A 17,943-nucleotide genomic window follows, 5' to 3' on the forward strand; every position below is an offset into this window, starting at 1 on the left:
TTTTGGGACAAGAGCCGCCTTCCATGTCGTAGGCAGCGTTGCTTCATGGCTCCGGACCGGCGTGTTTGGCGGGGTAGTGGCATCCACTCTTGACCTTGAGCAGACGCAGGTCGAAGCCGCTCAGATAGCTGACCCAAAGGTCCCCATGCGCCTGGATCACCTCGATATCTCGGGGATCGAATGAGTAGGGCTCGCCCGGACCGACGAAGAGCACGGGCGAGGACACCTTCTTGCCGTCGTACTCGAACCGGTAGAAGGAGCGATCCGACGCTGCGATGATCGTCGCCGATGCGCCGTGCGAGAGAATGGCCCAACGCCAGATGCCGTCCTCGGCGTCGACAGGAAAGATGGGAATGATGCCGGCGTCGCCGGTGGCGTCGCCGTTCAGGTCGACGCGCTGAACGACGAGACCCAATGTCCCTGCGGCATCGATGTTCTGCTGCCACATCAGCCACGCGCCATCGGAGTCTGCAGACACCACGGCCATATTGGCAACCTCCGTGCTCTGCCCGCTGGCCTTGACGACCTTATTGCCGCCACCTGTCTTAGGTAGCGGTGTCCCGTCGCGCAGATGGCCTGAAAGGAACGCGCTCCCGCTTGCGTCGGCGGAGTAGGACCGCCCGCTCTCCGGGTTCGTCGAGGTTCGATGAGAGAAGACTGGCGGCGGCACATTCGACGCGATGCCATACTGGGTAAACGGCAGCACCACTTCACCGGCGTCGTTCACTCGTGCCAACTTCAAGCTGAACTGTGGCGGCGTGCCGTAGCCGTGGAGCGCAAACGACTCGCCGTCCCAAGCCGCAAACGTTTGGGCCGCTACCGAGCCCGAGGCGCTAGGGACAAGGTACTTGCTCAGCCCCGGAGAGTCGATGTTGCCGAGCGCGACGCGTTGAGGATGCTCAGTGCCTTCAACGTAGTCAAAGCCGACAGCGAAAGTACCGTCCTTTCGCCCCGCGAAGGACGTGATAACCGAATTTGTCGAAAGGCTGCCCTCCGGCATGAGTGCCTCGACTCGCTGCGAGACGACCGCGCCATTTTCGGGGTTCAGCGTGTGAAGCGCGAGCCATGGCACAGTGTCGTCCAGGAACTGACCTGGGGTGCCTTCAGGGTAAAACCGGTAGGCAATCCAAGCGAAGCTCATCGCGGTGGCCGTGGCCCACAGCCCTCCGCGAACGACGTCTCCTTTGGGCAGCCACTTCTTCGCGTCGGCGAAATCGCTTGTGCGAAAGGCCACATCCACGCATCCCGCGGCTCCACCCTGACTGCCAGCCCCGCCTGTTCCGCTGCCGTTTCCGTGTTGCTCGTCTTCGGGACCGCAGGCGACTGCGAAGACAAGCACTCCCAGCGCCGCCCTCAAGGGCGGATCTCCTTTTCGTCCGCTAGCCCGGCGACTTCGAGCTCGAGCTTCAGTGCAGTCTCAAGCGTCACGCGGGCCAGATGAATTGTCTGCGGCTTCAGCAGGGCGATGGCAGCCACCTTCAGACCGTGAATCTTGGCGAGGCGCGTGAGAATGCTCGTCTCGACTTCCTTGTCGCAGCCTGGTTCGGCCAGGCGCTTCACGCTCGCCGCGAGCGCTGCCGAGATCTCAGGTAGCGAAGCCAGAACGTGAGAGCGCGCGCCGTCGAGGTCGCTGGCCTCGATTGCGTCCTCTGCGCGCTCTTCGCTGGCAATGGCCCGGTCGAGCGCGCTAGCAAGAGGACGGGCGATCCACACGCTGACGGGCTCGCTCAGGTTGCCCGCGTAGTCTCGAGACTGGATCCTGATCACTGTGAAAGGCTGATCGGGAAGTCTGAGTTGGAGTTGCTCGGCTGGCGGTCGCCACTGCACAGCATCCCGCGAGTCCGGATCGAACCAAACGCGCATGGCCTCGACGCCGCTGGTGAACGCTCCCAGATCAACTGGTACAACGATGCCATCGCTCAGAGATGCTGGATCGGTGAGGCGAACCTCCACGGTGACGTCGCGGGTGTGCGTCAGCCGTGGTGCGACGCTCACCTGCACGGTCGGCGGGACTGGATCGAGCCGCGGACGCGTGCATGCCGGAGCCGACCAACCGCTCCGGATCGCCCCCAGCTCGGCGCGCATGCGGTAACAGTAGGTCTCGTCGTTGAGGACGGTTCCGTCGACCGCGTACCAGTTGCCAGATCTCGAATCAGGCGGGATTCGATCGAACGGTCCGTTGAGCGACGCGCCGCGTTCGACAACCAGGACGTGTCCGTCCGTGGTCATCGCGCTCGGCAGGTACACTACGCCGTTCCCCGGAACGGGAATCAGCTCCGGCGCGTCGGTACCGTCGTCGACCGCCTCGCGCGGGTCGCGGCCGGCCGCGACTTCGGACCCATCGGCTTCGCCCCCGCCATCGGTGTCGCTCAGGTTTGGGTCGGTGCCGTGCTCGAGCTCCAACGCGTTCGATAAGCCGTCCGCGTCTGTGTCCGCGCTCGGATCCGAGACCGCGTGGCGCGCCTGCCATCGGTCTGGCAGTCCATCGGCATCCAAGTCGGGGAGCCGGTTTAGGGTTACGCCCAGCAACTTCTCCCTGGACACCTCGAAGCCGGAGCCGAGCGTGCACCGCGCGCGAAGCTTTGCGGTGTAGAGACCAGGCTGGGCGGTCTGGGCGTATCGAACCCCGAAGACCCCATCGTTCGTGGATTCGTCCCCGTGCGTACCGTCATCGCGAAGCACGAGCTCCGCGCTCGAGCCGTCGGGTCGCTGCAGTGTCGCGCGAACCGTGCATGCCCGGACGGCCGTTTCCTCAAACACCGCAGCCCGCAAGAACAAGTCCGAGCCGACCCAAGCGTCGAGTTCGTCCGGATCGGGCGTGCCGCCCTCCGAAAGAGGCAGGCGATCCTGAGGCCCAAATGTGGCAAACAGCTGCACCGGACTGCGCACGACCGACTCGACGAAGGTTGACGTTACGGCGGGGTCTCCGCCAGGGACGCTCTGGACCGTCCAGGTGCCGGGGTCAGGGCCGAACACTCGGAAGCTTGTCGACTGGCCCTGGGGCGCGACGTCTGTCGGCGCCACGGTTGCACCGTTGGGCGATGTCAACACCGCCAGCGCAGCGTTTTCCTCCCCGCTTACGAGGTTCACTCTGAGCTCAACCACACCTGGCTCGACCGAGACTTGAATTGGGGAACCCCCGGGCGGCACTCGGGCGCTCTGCACGCGGTCGTAGCCCGCCCCAACCGCGTACGCATGGAACTGAGCATCTGCCTGATCGACCACGAGAGCAGAGAAGAGCGGCGCCGCCGGAGCGTACAGCACGGTCCCGCCGGTGAGGTGCGCGAGATGATCGAGCTCGGTTAGGTCGGCATCTTGGCCTATCGCGATTCCGGAGATCACCGGCGTAGGGAGCTTGTGGCCCAAACGCGTCGGGCGATGTAGCGGACTCAGCGCGAACCAAGGACCATCGTCGTCCTTCGTCGGAACTCCGCCGAGTGCGGCCCCGTAGTAGTCCACCGGCTGCGCAGCAGCCGAGTTCATTCCGTCCGAGAGCAGTACGATGGTCTGCCGATCGAACAACTTCCAGGCGTCGTCATGATCGAAGGCCTTGGCCAGGATCGACTGCGATTCATACAAAGCATCGCCGATGCTCGTCTGCCCGCCTGCGGAGATCCCCTGGATGGCGGAATAGAAGCTCGCTTTCTCGCGCGCGTAGGAGTTTCCATCTGTCAAAACCCACCGAGTCCAAGATACGCGGCGGCGGAGCTCGGGTCGAGTGCTGCCCGCGAACCCTCGCGCGGCGGGCGTCCGACGCAGCTCGGCAGAGATTCTCCGCGTCGCCGGCTGCGCAGGGCACAGCTCCGCCTTCGGCGAGGCGCTCACCGACGTCTCACTCCTTCCCGAACCCCAACATCAACTGCTCGGGCACGCTAACGCCGACACGGGTCGCAGGCGGGGCCCTCGGGCCGAGGCCATGCTCCGCGAGCAGGCGGGTGATCTGGGCGCGGGTGTTGGCGACCTCGGCCCAGCGCATGGGCCCCGAGCAGCGCGGGCAGGTCTCCACGTCGGCGGCGAAGACGTGAGCGAGGAGCCAGGCCCACCGCTTTCGGGGTGCGGGCGCGTCGTCCGTGTCGCCGATCAGCTCGAGCTGATCGCCGCGAGCAGGCGGGGGCTTGTTCGCGGTCGCGTCGTCGAGCGCGGGCGTGGGCACGACGAGACGCCGGCGCGAGGAGTGGCTCGAGAGTACGCCGAAGTACCGGAGCAAGTGGAATCGCGGCGGGGGCACAGCAGCGACGAGCCGCGGGATGAGGTCAGCTGGCTCGAACACGAGCGCTCGCGTGCCGTCGCGCCACACCTTCTTGAACGTCAGCTCGAGCTTGCCGTCCGCGCGGCGCTCGAGGCGGTCCTGCGCGACGGGGGGGCGCGTGATGTACTTGCAGAGCCGCTCCACGCGACGGCGGTCCCGCCCGTCCACGACCTGCACGGCGTGGATGTTGATACCGCGCACCTCTGCGATGGGCTGGTCGGTCGCATCGACGGCGCGGGGGCGCGCGGGTGGGTCGGGCGAGGCGATGAGGCGAAGCGGCGGCTGGCCAGCGCGGTCGCCGCTCACGGAGAGGCCCTGCGCGGCGGCGGCGTAGCAGGCGGCCAGGCCAGGCTCGTCGAGGGCGAGCTCTGGTGGCGTGTCCTCGACGAGCTCGGGGTCGAGGCTCTTGCCGTGCGCTCGGAGGAGCTTCTCGACGCGAGCGGCGGTGCGCGCGGCCACCTCGGCGATGTCGGTTCGCGTGGGCGTGTCGAGCTCGCGAAACTCGAGCGGCGAGCGCGGGTCGTCGTTCTCGTGAACGTAAACGCCGTCGAGCACCAGCGAGTGGAAGTGGACGTTCAGGCGCAGCGCGCTGTCCGTCCTCTGCACCGCGGCCACGCCGCCCGTGTGCGCGTCTGCGACGCTCGCTAGCCCGAGCTGGCGCTTCGCTCGCCAGCGCAGTGAGCGGTCCACCTCTGCCATGAACGCGCTCACCACCTCGGCGCAGAGCTTCCGGTCGTAGCCGAGCAAGGCTCGCAGTCCCCAGGGCAGTGAGCAGATCCAATGGCGAATGGGCACGCGCGGCAGGACGCTCTGCTCCAAGTGGACGGCGGTGTCCGCCATCCGCCGACCGAGGCAGGAGGGGCAGAATCCGCGCTGTTTGCAGGAGAAGGCGACGAGCTCGGAGTAGCCGCACTCGCGACAGACCAGATGCAGACACCCGTGCTCGAGACGCCCGCAGCGAAGGTACTCCTCGAACTCCTTCACCACGAAGCGCGGCAGTCCGCCGTGCTCCTCCGCGCGCTCGAGGAACGCCGGCCAGTGCTCCGCCACCGTCTGGTAGAGCACGGTCCTCTCCGGCCGGTGGCGGAAGCGCGAGCGCTCGGGCTGTGCGAGCGCATGTGCAGGGTGGCCCACGCCACTGCCGCCTCAGCGAGCGGCGTGCCAGCCAGGTGAACCCAAAACCCCGCTGTTTCGCTCGCTCACAAGGTGGCGAAGTGGCGAACTCAGGTGGCGATCGACGCGCTTCGTGACACCCGGCGGGGTGCCACCGTCACCCATCGCTGCCGAGCACCGCGCGCACGCGCGCGACCGCTTCCCCGAGGTCCCGGGCAACGAGCTCCGCCGGCAGCCGCAACACCCGCCACCCGCGGCGACCAAGCTCCCGGTCCCGGCGCGCATCGGCCGCACGCCGGCTGGCGTGGTACGCGCCATCGACCTCAATCACGACGCGCACGGAGGGCACGGCGAAGTCCGCGATGTACCGGCCGACGACGTACTGACGTCGGACGACCGCGCCCAGCTTCCCGCCACGCAGCTCCCGCCACAGCGCCTCCTCCGTGGGCGTCTGCGCAAAGCGCATGGCGCGCGCCCGAGCTTCGATGACTTGCGAGTGAGTGGTCTTCCAAGACATGGCGCCTCCTGTCCGGCACCGCGGCCGGGCTTTGCCCACCCACGGCGCAGGAGGCGTGACAGCCGCCTCGGTCCTCGCGATGCGCCTCGGCGCGGCGACCTCGGGAAAACGCGGCGTGAAGCCACAGCGGCTGGCGCGACTCGTGCGCCACCTGGGCAGAGCCCGGCCGCGGTGCCGGCAGGAGCCAGCGGCGCGGAAGCTCACGACGCCGTCATCGAAGCGAGCGGACACGAGCTCGGAGCGTCGCCTGCCCTCGAGTCACAGTGATGCGCCAGTCTCGGAGCGACGCGTCTCCCCCACGCGCGCAGCGCGCGCCATCGGCAGGGCGCCGGTGGTCTTGGCAAGACGTGAGCCGGCGCGCGCTGCCGCGTAAGGGGGAGACCGCGGCGCGCAGCGCCGCGAGTGGGGGCACCTACTTCACCACCGGGATCTCGACCGTATTGATCAGCTTCGTCCCCATCCCCGCTGGGTACGCGTACGACACGTACGCGGTGTACACGTCGCTCGGGCCGAAGGTCACCGAGCCCCAGCCCCAGACGGTGGCGGTGAAGGGCGCCTTGCTCTGCATCGACTGGCGGCCGTTCGAGCAGTTGCCCTGGCCCTGGAAGGCGCCGGTGACCAGCGTCGTGTGCGTGTACTCGTAGTCGCCCAGGGGCTTCCAGTCGCCGAGCGTGCCCAGGCACTCGAGCTCCACGTCCTGGAACGCGCCGGACTGATCCTTCTGGCGCACGACCACCAGGGAGGTCTCGGGGTAGGTCGGGTCGGTGAAGAACACGTAAGAGTCGAGATACTGCCCGACCGGGACGACGTTGACCCACTCCGGATCGCCTTCGCCCAGGAAGTCGTTGCCGCCGGTCATGTAGGCGCCGACGTAGAACGGGTGGCTCGAGTCCTGGCTCTTCACCGTGAAGGCCTCCTTGCTCCAGAACTCGACGACCTCGCCTTGCTTCAAGGTGGTGGGCGCGCCGGCGGGGGCGGCGGGGGTGTAGCTCAGCGTGGTGCCGTCCACCGCGCCGACGATGCGCCAGGGGACGACCTCGTCCACCGGATCGAAGCCCTGGCGGCGCGGCTTGTGGCGCACGGCGACGTATTCGCTGCCGAGCTGCTTCACGGGCAGGAGCTGCTGCTGCGCGGTGTCGCAGGCCTCCTTGTCCGCGGGCACGTTGATGCAGGTGGCGCCGCCGAACACACCGATGGGCTTGTCGGCCTGGATGGCGCTGCCGGTGAGCTCGGCGCCCTGGGTGAACTGCACGTATTCGCCGCGCTGGAGCTTGTACTCGGCGACCTGCCCGGCGGCGGTGGCGCTCACGTTCACGCCCGGCTCGATGGCGGCCACGGGCTTGATCTTCACCGTGGTGTCGTCCTCCTGGGCGACGATGTCGAGGGACGGCATCGCGTACTTCGGGTGCACCGCGCTCTGCTTGTAGGCGTTGATGGCGACGTAGTTGCCGTCCCAGGCGCTGGTGGGCAGGAGCAGCGCGGCGCTGGTCGCGGCCACGGCGCCGCCGCCGTAGGGGAAGATCTGGTAGGCCGAGACCGGCGCGCTGGTCTTGATGTGGAAGGCCTTGCCGAGCCCGCTGCCGTGCACCGCCGTGTCGGCCTTGAGCGCGGTCGGGACGGGGCAGTTCATGTTCTTGGGCGGGTTGCCCTCGGACAGGAACAGAATGGCGACCTCGTTCGGAGGCAGACCGTTCGCCGCGTCGTAGGGCGCGTAGGTGATGTCCTTGCCTTGGCCCTTCGGGATGCGGATGAAGTCGGTGTTGGTGAACTGCTGGCCGGCGCGATCGACGTCGATCTTCACGGGGCCGAGGCCGCGGTTCGCGACGAACACGGCGTAGCAGGCGCCGGGCAGGCCGTAGCCGCCGGTGGGATCGTTGATGGTGTCCACCTGGAGCGCGAAGTACTCGCAGCCGTAGGTGCTGCCGGCCTGCGCGGCGGCCTCGCAGGTCTCGGTCACCGGGGCGTCCGTGACGTTCACGTCGATGCCCGCGTCGCTGCCGCCGGCATTGCCGGTGCCGCCCGTGGCGCCGCCGCTGCCCGCCGCGCCGCCCACGCCGCTGTCCGCGTTCGGATCGCCGGTGGCGACGACGTCGTCCGTCGCGGAGCAGCCCCAGGCCGCCGCGATCAGGGTTGGAACCAGCATCCCGAGCTTGTGCAAGGTCTTCATGGTGCGCTCTCCCCACTCTGGTGACGGCCCGCGGGGTGAACGGGCGGGAAATTCTGACATCGCCGGGGCGAGGAGACTAGGGCACGACGTCGAGCTGGACGCCGTCGAACTTCACCGCGCCGCCGATCTTCACGCTGAAAGTGTGTGATCCCGGCTGGGCACCGACCTCGAGGTCGCAGCTCGCCAGACCCTTGTCGTCGGTCAACACGACTCCGCCCTTGCACTGGATGCCAGCCGGACCGTCCAGCCAGACGCCGATTTCGGGGAGCGCGCTGCCCACGTAGGGACCGGCCTGATTGACCACGCGCACCTTCACCGCTCCCGGCAAGATCGTGCCCGCCTTGGCGCTGCCGGCGTGCTTCTGCTCCGGCGCCTCGAGCACCGCCAGCGGCATGGTCGGAGGTCCCGTGCCCGTGTCGCAGGTGGTCATGCGGAGCTCGGCGCTGGTCGCGCCGGTCGCGACCGTGATCTTTTGCCGCGTGAACGACACGTTCGGCGGCACGTAATTGCCGACGAAGTTGTTCTCGCTGCGCCCGCTCGCGTCGGTGATGGTCTCGAGCTTGCCGAGGTTCCCCCAGCCCTCGCTGACCTTCCAGGAAAGCGCGACGTTGGGCGCGGGCACTCCACCGGCGCGCACCTCGACCAGCATCGGCTCACCCGCGGGGTACATCTCCGGCACCATCTGGTGGTTGCCGGCGACGACCTCGATCGAGAGCACGCCGCTGGCGCCCGCCGAGCCCGGCGTGCCCGCCGCGCCGCCACCGGCTCCCCCGGGCGCGCCACCAGCGGCTCCTCCCGCCGCACCGCCATCGGCGCCGCCGAGGCCTGGCGTCGGCCAGGCACCTGCATCCGAGCTTGGGCTCGAGCCCCCGCCGGCACCGGCGGCACAGGCGCTGCAGGCGAGGGAAACCAAGGCGATTGTGGCCGCTTTCATCGACTTCCCTGCTCTGGTGGCGCGCGCGTGGAAGTCCGGGCGGAAGTTTCTGCGCGACGCGTTGTCAGGGGTCGGCGCCTGGGGGAAGCTGGCGCCTGGGCGGTGGACACGCCGTGAAGGACTCAGGCCCGGACCCCTATCGCGAGCTCTTCGAGCGCTCGGCGGACGCCATCCTCATCATCGAGGACAACCGCTTCGTGGACTGCAACGCCGCGACGGTCGCGATGCTGCGCTACCAGAACAAGGAGGACCTGCTCCGCACCCACCCTTCGGAGCTGTCCCCTCCGAGGCAGCCGGACGGCAGGAGCTCCTTCGAGAAGGCCAACGAGATGATGGCCACCGCCTTCGAGCGCGGGAGCCATCGCTTCGAGTGGGATCACGTCCGCTTCGACGGCGAGGTGTTCCCGGTCGAGGTCCTCCTGACCGCCGTGCAGCGCGACGACAAGCGGATCCTGCACGTGGTGTGGCGCGACATCACCGACCGCAAGCGCCTGGAGGAGCAGCTCCGGCACTCCCAGAAGATGGAGATCATCGGCCAGCTCACCGGCGGCATCGCGCACGACTTCAACAACCTGCTCGTGGCCATCATGGGCAACGGAGAGCTGTTGCAGCGGAAGCTCCAGGACCGGCCCGAGCTCGTGGTGTTCGTCGAAGAAATGGTGAAGGCCGGCCGGCGCGGCGCCGCGCTGGTCCGCCAGCTCCTGCTCTTCAGCCGGCCCCAAGACAGCCCGGCCGAGCTCATCGACCTGGTCCCCGTGCTCCGGGACGTGCACCGCATGCTGGAGCGCCTGATCGGCGAGAACGTGCGCCTCGTGATCGAGTCCCACCCCGAGCCGTTGCTCACGGGCAGCTCCCGCGGCCACATCGAGCAAGTCGTCGTCAACCTGGTGACCAACGCTCGGGACGCCATGCCCAACGGGGGCACCATCACCGTCGGCCTCAAGCCGGTGAGCATCGCGAAGGACAGCATCGGCGCCGTCGAGCAGCTCGACCCGGGACGGTACGCCCTGCTCTCCGTCACGGACACCGGGCACGGCATGAGCGACGAAGTGCTGGCTCACGCCATCGATCCCTTCTTCACCACCAAGGACGTGGGACGCGGCACCGGGCTCGGGCTGTCCACCGTGTATGGCATCGCCAAGCAGAGCGGCGGCGGGCTGCGCATCGACAGCAGCGTGGGCCACGGCTCGACGGTGAAGGTCTACCTGCCGCTGCGGCAGGGCGTGCCGGCGACGCCCGAACCCCCCGCGGTGCCGCGTCCGGTGCGCGGCGGCGACGAGCGCATCCTGGTGGCCGAAGACGACGAGACCGTCGCGAAGGTCGTGGTGCGCGCGCTCACCGCGCGGGGCTACCGGGTCGAGCTGGCCAGCGACGGAGCCCAGGCGCTCGAGCGCTGTTTGGCGCGGCGCGGCGACGTCGACCTCCTGGTGACCGACGTGGTCATGCCCCGCATGAACGGACCCGAGCTGGTCCGAGCGCTGCGCGCCGAAGGGATCGGCGTGCCCGTGCTGTTCATGTCCGGCTACACGCGCGACGAGGCGCTGCCGCCGGGGGACGGCGATGGCCCGGTGGAGCTGCTCGAGAAGCCGTTCACTGCCACTGAGCTCGTGACCCGCGTCCGAGAGGTCCTGGACCGAGGCGCCGAAGATGCCGCGGCTGACTGACCACCCGGTCTTGCCTGCGCTGGCGGCGACGGAGATTTCCATCTCATGGCGCGGCAGGAGCCTGCCCGCGCATGACGGCGAGCCCCTGTCGTCGGCGCTCTGGGCGGCGGGCGAGCGCGTGCTCGGGCACCACCCGAAGGACGGCGCGGCGCAGAGCCTGTTCTGCGCGAATGGGCAGTGCGCGCAGTGTCTGGTGCTGGTGGACGGAAGGCCCGAGAAGGCCTGCGTGACCCGTGCGCGGGAAGGCATGCGGGTCGAGCCGGCCGACGGCTTGCCCGAGCTACCGAAGGACTCGGGGGCCACGTCAGCGCACGCGCTGGAAGAGCTGGCCGTCGACGTCTTGATCGTGGGCGGCGGACCCGCCGGGCTCTCCGCGGCGAAGGAGCTCGGCGAGCGGGGCATCGACGCGCTGTTGATCGACGACAAGCCCATCCTGGGCGGCAAGCTGGTGCTTCAGACGCACCGCTTCTTCGGCTCGTTCAACGCAGTGCACGCCGGGACTCGGGGTTTCGACATCGCCGCGCGGCTCGAGCGCGAGGTGCGCGAGCAGCCGACGGTCCGCGTCTGGACCGAGAGCCCCGCGGTCGGCGCGTTCAGCGACGGCGTGGTCGGCGTCTTGCACGGCGGCGAGCGCGGGAGCTACGTGTTGGTGCGACCACGCGCGCTCGTGGTCGCCACCGGGGCTCGCGAGCGCTCGCTGTCGTTCCCGGGCAACACGCTGCCGGGTGTGATGGGAGCGGGGGCGTTCCAGACGTTGATGAACCGCGACCGGGTGCTGCCCGCCGAGCGGGTGCTGGTGGTGGGCGGCGGCAACGTGGGGCTCATCGTGGCGTACCAGGCGCTTCAAGCGGGTGTGCGCGTGGCCGCGCTGATCGAGGCGCTGCCCGAGTGCGGTGGCTACGCCGTGCACCACGACAAGCTCGCGCGGCTGGGCGTGGAGGTGCTCACCTCGCACACGCTGCTCGCGGCGCACGGCCGCGACTCGGTCGAGGGCGCGAGCGTCGCTCGCGTGGACGAGGCCGGTCACCCGCTGCCCGGGACGGAGCGCTCCATCGCCTGCGACGCGGTGCTCCTGGCGGTGGGCCTGGAGCCGGAGAACGAGCTGTTTCGCAAGGCCTCCGAGCTCGGCTTCAGCGTCTTCGCCGCCGGCGACGCCGCCCAGGTCGCGGAGGCTTCGGCGGCGCTGTTTTCGGGCCGCATCGCCGCGCTCGAAGCGGCGCGCGCCGTCGGCCTGCTCTCCGAAGACGTTCCGGAGGCCTGGCGGCGCTCGCTGATCGTGCACGGGTCGCGCCCGGGTCCACGCGGCAGCGAGCAGGGCGCGCCGGAAGCCGGCGTGGTCCCGGTGATCCACTGCGTCCAGGAGATCCCCTGCGACCCCTGCGCCTCGGTCTGCAAGCAAGGCGGGCTGGTGATCGATCCCGAGGACATCCGGCACCTCCCGCGGTTCGTCGGCGACGCGCTCGGCCGCCCCTGCGTGGGCTGCGAGAAGTGCGTGACCATCTGCCCCGGGCAGGCGGTCACCCTCGTGGACTATCGCCACGACCCCGAGCACCCGACGGTGATCGTGCCGTTCGAGATGCCTCGAGCCGAGATCGGTCCGGGCAGCAAGGTCACCGCGCTGGACATCGACGGTCACGTGCTCGGCGAGCTCGAGGTGGTGCGCGTGCGCGACGCGAAGGTCTCGGATCACACCCTGGCGATCCGCGTGCGCGCGCCGCGCGACCTCGCGCAGCGCGTGGCCGGGGTCCGCGTCGGGGGTTGGCCCGCGGAGGGCGAGCCCGAGCGCTTCGTGCCGCAGCCGGCGCCCGAGGCCATCGTGTGCCGTTGCGAACGCGTCAGCGCCGACGAGCTCCGCGCCCGCGTTCGCGCCGGTGAGCACGACGTGCACGTGCTCAAGGTGCTCACCCGCGTCGGCATGGGCGCCTGCGGGGCGCGCACGTGCTGGCCGTTGGTGCAGCGCCTGCTCTGCGACGCAGGCGTGGCGGTCACAGAGGTGGTGGAGCCTCGCCACCGACCGCCGCTGTTCGAGGTTCGCCTGGGCGCCCTCGCCGACGCCAAGTCCGGCCCGGAGCGCGGCGGTGCCTGAGCCGAGCTTCGATGCCGTGGTGATCGGCGCCGGCAGCGTCGGCACGCCGGCAGCGCTCGCCCTGGCGGAGCTCGGCGCTCGGGTGCTGGTGCTCGACGCGCGCCACGGCGTCGGGCACGGCTCCAACAAAGCCGCCATCGGCGGCGTGCGCGCCACGCACTCCCAACCCGCGAAGGTCCTGCTTTGCCTGCGCTCGCTCGAGATCTTCTCCCGCTGGCGCGAGCAGCGCGGCGACGACATCGAGTGGCGCCAGGGTGGCTACGTGTTCGGCGCCTGGCGCCCGGCGGAAGCCCAGACCTTGCGCGAGGTGGCGGAGGCGCAGCGCGCGCTCGGCCTCGACATCCGCTGGCTCGACGCGAAGGAGCTGCTCGAGGTGGTGCCGGATCTCGAGCCGCGGGACCTGCTCGGCGGGACTCACTCGCCGGGAGATGGCCACTGCTCTCCCCTGCTGGCGCTGGAGGCGTTTCGCGCTCACGCCCAGCGCGCCGGGGTCAGCTTCCACTTCGACGAGCCCGTCACCGGCCTCGAGCTCGACGGCGATCGAGTGGTGGCCGTGCGAACCGATCGAGCGCGCTACGCGACGCGGGCGGTGCTCCACGCGGCCGGAGCGTGGGCGCGCCAGCTCGCGGCGAGCTGGGGCGAAGCGCTGCCCGTGCGCCCGGACGCGCACGAGGCCGGCATCACCGAGCCGGTGGCGCCGTTCCTGGCGCCGCTGGTGGTGGACATCCGGCCCGGTCCGGGCTCCGCGAACGTGTACTTCTTCCAGCACGCCAGTGGTCGGCTGGTGTTCTGCCTGACGCCGTCCCCGCTCGAGTGGGGCGACGACACCCGCGAGACCAGCCGCTTCTTGCCCCTGGCCGCCGCCCGCCTGGTTGCCGCGATGCCGCGCCTCGCCGGGCTGCGCGTGCGCCGCACCTGGCGCGGGCTCTACCCGATGACCCCCGACGGCTCGCCGTTCGTGGGCTTCTCGCCGAAGGTCCCGGGCCTCTTCCTGGCAGCAGGCATGTGCGGGCAAGGCTTCATGCTCGGCCCCGCCGTGGGAGAGCTCGCCGCGCGGGCGCTGCTGGGGCAGAGCACCGATGCCGATCGCCGCGTGCTCGCGGAGCTCTCGCCGGCGCGGTCCTTCGGCCCCGCCGAGCGGCTGCGCTGATCACACCTTCTTGCAGGTCGCCTGGTTGTTGGAGATGCAGCTCGACCCGCAGCTCAGGCTGCAGCCCGTCGAGATCACCGAGTAACCCGCAGGGCAGCTCAGACCGCACTGGGTGAACTGCGTGCCGTTCACGGCGCAGCTCGCCTGGTTGTTGGAGATGCAGCTCGACCCGCAGCTCAGGCTGCAGCCGTAGCTCGTCGGGTGGTAGCCGCTCGGGCACGACAGGCCGCAGGTCGAGAAGCTGTTGCCGCAGTTGGGCGCGCAGCTCGCCTGGTTGTTCGAGATGCAGCTCGATCCGCAGCTCAGGCTACAGCCATAGCTCGTCGGGTGATAGCCGCTGGGGCACGACAGGCCGCACTGGGTGATCGACTGCATGGTCTGGTGCTTGACGCCAGTCTTCGGATCGCACGAGTCGATGGTGCACGAGTTGCCGTCGTCGATGTTCACCGGCGTGTGGGTGATCTGTCCGGTCTGCGTGTTGCAAGTGTCGGTGGTGCAGGCGTCGTTGTCGTTCACGTTGACGGCGCTGTGCTTGACCCCCGTGACCGGGTCGCACGAGTCCACCGTGCAGGCGTTGCCGTCGTCCTGCTGCGGCGGCGTCCCGGGCAAACAGTTGCCCTTGCCGTCACACTTCGCGACCCCGTCGCACACCGTTGCGTTGTCGCAAGCGGTGCCGCTCACGACGAAGCTCTTGTTGCAGACGCCGGAGGTGCAGCTCTCGTTCGTACACGGGTTGCCGTCGGCGCAGTCGGCGCTGGTCTGGCACTGCGGGGTGCCACCGCCGCCGCCGCCACCGGGTGAGCCACCGCCACCGGGTGAGCCACCGCCGCCGGGTGAGCCGCCGCCACCGCCCGGCGTGCCGCCACCTCCCGGCGTACCACCACCGCCTGGCGTGCCGCCACCGCCCGGCGAGCCGCCGCCGCCCGCCGCGCCGCCGCCGCTGCTCGGCCAGCCGCCGCTCCCGGCTTGCCCGCCGCTACTGCCGCTGCCCGGAAAGGTCCCTCCGTCGATCCCGGGGCAGGCAGCGGCGCCGTCGGCGCAGGAGCCCTTGCCGCCGTCGAGTCCGTCGTCGGCGAGCAGCTCCTCGGCGCCATCGAAGGCAGCGCAGCCGACCAGGAGTGCCGTCCCGATCAACGCCACGGCTGCATCCCGCGTCCGCGCCATGCCCTTCGAGGGTAGCGCGACCCGCCCATTGACACACTTCGACAACTGTCGTATTGATGCCGGGTGCCTCGAGAACGCGACGTGAAGAAGTTGAGCCGGGCGTTCAAGGCCCTGGCGAACGAGAATCGGCTCCAGCTCTTCCTGAACCTGCTGGAGGAGAGCCGGCTCGACCTGGCCAAAGGCCGCATGCACGACTGTTTCCTGGCCACCGTGCTGAAGAACCTGAATATCGGCGCGCCCACCGTGAGCCACCACGTGAAGGAGCTGGAGGACGCCGGGCTCATCCAGACCGCACGGGAAGGCAAGCAGCTGGTCTGCACCATCCAGCCCGAGGCCATGCAGGCGCTGCGCGCCGTGTTCGAGGCCGAGCGCTGAAGCGCCCCTTTTTTTGCACTGACACTTCGATACTTGTCAAATTATAGGAGAACCAAAGATGACCCAGATCCAACGCGACGTGATTGCCATCGAGAAGTACGGTCCCGCCAAGGTGCTGGCCCGGAGCGCGCGCCCGCTCGAGCCCGTGGGCGACGACGACGTGGCGATCGCCGTCAAGTACTCGGGCGTCAACTTCGCCGACATCCAGATGCGGCTCGGCTTCTACCCCGACGCACCAAAGCGTCCGTTCGTTCCGGGCTACGAGGTGAGCGGCACCGTCGCGCGCGTCGGCAAGAGCGTGTCGCGCTTCAAGGTAGGCGATCCGGTCGTCGCTGGCACCTACTTCGGCGGCTACGCTTCCGAGGTCACCATCCCAGCCATTCAGGCGTTCCCCTTGCCCGAGAACACCGACCTGCGCGGCGCCGCAGCGCTCCCCGTGAGCTTCTTCACGGCGCACCTCGCGCTCGTGGAGATGGGGCGAGTCCGCGCCGGTGACCGCGTGCTCATCGAGTGCGCGACGGGTGGGGTCGGGACCATCGCCGTGCAGATGGCGAAGCACCTGGGCGCCGAGGTGGTGGGGCTGACCACGACGGCGGCGAAGAAGGACTACATCGCCAGCCTGGGCGCGACTCCATACACACGCGACGAGCTCTTCGCCGACGAGAGCATCACCAACTTCGACTTCATCCTCCAGGCCTCCGGCGGCAAGGAGATCCGGCGCCAGCTGCCGCGCCTGGGCCTGACCGGTCGCATGGTCTGCATGGGCCTGAACTCGGGCGTGAAGGACGGACGGCGAGATTTTCTGCGCCTGGCCACCGCGGTGGTGCAGACCCCACGGCTCTCCGTGCTGGAGATGTTGAACAAGAACATTGGCGTGTTCGGCCTGAACGCGCTGCACGTGCTCAGAGACCCGAAGTGGGTCGAACGACTGACCGGCGCGCTGGAGAACGCCGGCGGAATGCGGCTCGAGCCCCACGTCGGCAAGGTGTTCGCGGCGAGCGACGCCGCGGAGGCGCACCGCTATCTCGAGACGCGCCAGGCCACCGGCAAAGTGCTGCTGGAGTGGTGATCTCCGAAGCGGCGGAGCCCGGGCTTGTGGGCGCGGCGGATCGCGCCAATAATCCAGGTTCCGATGGGGGACGCCGACAAGGCTCAGATCGCGGAGGCCGAGACTCGGCTGGGCCGCGTGCTCCGGGGCAAGTGGCGCCTCGACGAGCTCCTGGGCGTGGGCGGCATGGCTGCGGTCTATGCCGCCACCCACCGCAACGGCAAGCGCGCCGCTGTGAAGGTGCTGCGGCCGGAGGTCGCGCTCCTGTCCGACGTCAAGGCTCGCTTCCTGCGTGAAGGGTACCTGGCGAACAAGGTCGGGCACCCGGGCGCGGTGTCCATCCTCGACGACGACACGGACGAGGACGGCACCGTGTTCCTGGTGATGGAGCTCCTGAACGGCGAGACGCTCGAGCAGCGCTGGGCTCGCCAGGGGAACCTGCCCTGGGAGGAGATGTTGGTGATCGCGCACCAGGCGCTCGACGTCCTGGTCGCCGCGCACGAGCAGGGCATCGTCCACCGCGACATCAAGCCGGGAAACCTGTTCGTCGACGTCGAGAGCGGAGTGAAGGTCCTGGATTTCGGCATTGCTCGGCTGCAAGAGCTGCACCTGGGCAAGAGCGCGACGGGCCACGACAAGGCGCTTGGAACGCCGGGTTTCATGCCGCCGGAGCAGGCACGCGGACGCAGCGACTGGGTGGATGCGCGGAGCGACGTGTTCGGGATGGGCGCCACGATGTTCGCGGCGCTCACCGGCCGCCACGTCCACGAGGCAGACACAGTGAACGAGCAGCTCATGCTGGCGATGACGGCGCCCGCTCCACCCATCGCCGAGCACGCGAGCGGGCTGCCGGCGGAGGTGGCCCGCATCGTGGACAAGGCGCTCCGCTACGAGCGCGACGAGCGTTACCCGGACGCGCGCTCGATGCGCGACGCCATCGCGCGCGCGTACGAAGCCGAGGTGGGCAGCCCGATCCGCGAAGCGCCGCGCGTGAACGTGCGCGTACGCCAGTCGCGCAGCGTGCACCCGGACGCGCCGACGGTGGCGGCTCCGGACACCGGCTCCAGCACCGCACGTCCGGTGTCGCAGGGTTCGAGCGTGCCGCGGGCCGCGCCCGCGCCGGGGTCGCGAGGCCGACTAGTCGCGGCCGTCGCTGCGCTGGCGGTGATCGCCGTGGCGAGCGTCGGGCTCTTCGCATCGAGGGGCAACGAGAGCGGCGCTCCAGCGCGAGCCGCCGCGGCGGAGGGCGTGCCCGCCGCCAGCACTGCGGTCCCGCTGCCCGAGCCGGCGCGACCCGAGCCGGCGCTGACCGTGCCGCCGAGCGCCGAGCCCAGCGCGGCTCCGCCAGCGTCCGCCTCGAGCTCCCCGGGGGCCGCAAGAACATCGACAAAAGCCGCGCCGAGGCCCGCCAAGGCCGCGCCATCCGCCAGTCCAGCCGTCGACATCTTCCAGCAGCGCAAGTAACCAGTATCCTGT

13 protein-coding genes are annotated in these 17,943 nt (G+C 69.7%); 6 read left to right on the forward strand and 7 right to left on the reverse strand.

Annotated features, from left to right (window positions below; genetic code table 11):
- Positions 1-43: 43 nt before the first annotated feature.
- From HS104_16945 to HS104_16970, 6 genes are all read right to left on the reverse strand, one after another.
- Positions 44-1,357 carry a hypothetical protein gene (locus HS104_16945; protein ID MBE7481654.1) on the reverse strand — a complete coding sequence of 438 codons (1,314 nt, stop codon included), beginning with the start codon at positions 1,355-1,357 and terminating at the stop codon, positions 44-46.
- Positions 1,354-3,675, reverse strand: coding sequence for a VWA domain-containing protein (locus tag HS104_16950; protein MBE7481655.1), 2,322 nt, complete (start codon positions 3,673-3,675; stop codon positions 1,354-1,356). Before HS104_16950 ends, HS104_16945 begins: the two co-directional genes overlap by 4 nt.
- Positions 3,676-3,832: 157 nt before the next feature.
- Positions 3,833-5,314: a transposase gene (locus HS104_16955; GenBank protein MBE7481656.1), complete on the reverse strand. Its 1,482-nt coding sequence runs from the start codon at positions 5,312-5,314 to the stop codon at positions 3,833-3,835.
- Positions 5,315-5,519: 205 nt separating this feature from the next.
- Complete coding sequence (locus HS104_16960; protein ID MBE7481657.1) at positions 5,520-5,879, reverse strand: DUF559 domain-containing protein; 360 nt, start codon at positions 5,877-5,879, stop codon at positions 5,520-5,522.
- Between the two features lie 412 nt (positions 5,880-6,291).
- Entirely contained in the window at positions 6,292-8,046 is a 1,755-nt protein-coding gene (locus tag HS104_16965) for an IgGFc-binding protein (GenBank protein MBE7481658.1), read from the reverse strand.
- Between the two features lie 76 nt (positions 8,047-8,122).
- On the reverse strand, positions 8,123-8,980 hold the full coding sequence (locus HS104_16970; GenBank protein MBE7481659.1) for a hypothetical protein: 858 nt from the start codon (positions 8,978-8,980) through the stop codon (positions 8,123-8,125).
- A gap of 113 nt (positions 8,981-9,093) precedes the next feature.
- Between HS104_16970 and HS104_16975 the strand changes: the two genes are divergently transcribed.
- The 3 genes from HS104_16975 to HS104_16985 are packed head-to-tail and all read left to right on the forward strand — an operon-like array spanning position 9,094 to position 13,880.
- A complete protein-coding gene (locus HS104_16975; protein ID MBE7481660.1) occupies positions 9,094-10,644 on the forward strand; it encodes a response regulator in 1,551 nt (516 codons plus the stop codon).
- Positions 10,628-12,730: an FAD-dependent oxidoreductase gene (locus HS104_16980; protein MBE7481661.1), complete on the forward strand. Its 2,103-nt coding sequence runs from the start codon at positions 10,628-10,630 to the stop codon at positions 12,728-12,730. The genes HS104_16975 and HS104_16980 overlap by 17 nt, the downstream gene beginning before the upstream one ends.
- Positions 12,723-13,880, forward strand: coding sequence for an FAD-binding oxidoreductase (locus HS104_16985; protein ID MBE7481662.1), 1,158 nt, complete (start codon positions 12,723-12,725; stop codon positions 13,878-13,880). Before HS104_16980 ends, HS104_16985 begins: the two co-directional genes overlap by 8 nt.
- Here HS104_16985 and HS104_16990 read toward each other — a convergent pair whose 3' ends face one another.
- Entirely contained in the window at positions 13,881-15,044 is a 1,164-nt protein-coding gene (locus HS104_16990; GenBank protein ID MBE7481663.1) for a hypothetical protein, read from the reverse strand.
- A gap of 81 nt (positions 15,045-15,125) precedes the next feature.
- On the opposite strand from HS104_16990, the gene HS104_16995 reads away from it, so the two are divergent.
- The 3 genes from HS104_16995 to HS104_17005 all read left to right on the forward strand — a co-directional run bounded on the left by HS104_16995 (position 15,126) and on the right by HS104_17005 (position 17,931).
- Positions 15,126-15,419 carry a winged helix-turn-helix transcriptional regulator gene (locus HS104_16995; GenBank protein ID MBE7481664.1) on the forward strand — a complete coding sequence of 98 codons (294 nt, stop codon included), beginning with the start codon at positions 15,126-15,128 and terminating at the stop codon, positions 15,417-15,419.
- A gap of 58 nt (positions 15,420-15,477) precedes the next feature.
- Complete coding sequence (locus tag HS104_17000) at positions 15,478-16,488, forward strand: zinc-binding dehydrogenase (GenBank protein ID MBE7481665.1); 1,011 nt, start codon at positions 15,478-15,480, stop codon at positions 16,486-16,488.
- Between the two features lie 63 nt (positions 16,489-16,551).
- Positions 16,552-17,931, forward strand: coding sequence for a serine/threonine protein kinase (locus tag HS104_17005; protein ID MBE7481666.1), 1,380 nt, complete (start codon positions 16,552-16,554; stop codon positions 17,929-17,931).
- Positions 17,932-17,943: the final 12 nt, after the last annotated feature.

Source organism: Polyangiaceae bacterium, from assembly GCA_015075635.1.
Lineage (GTDB): Bacteria > Myxococcota_A > Polyangia > Polyangiales > Polyangiaceae > JADJKB01.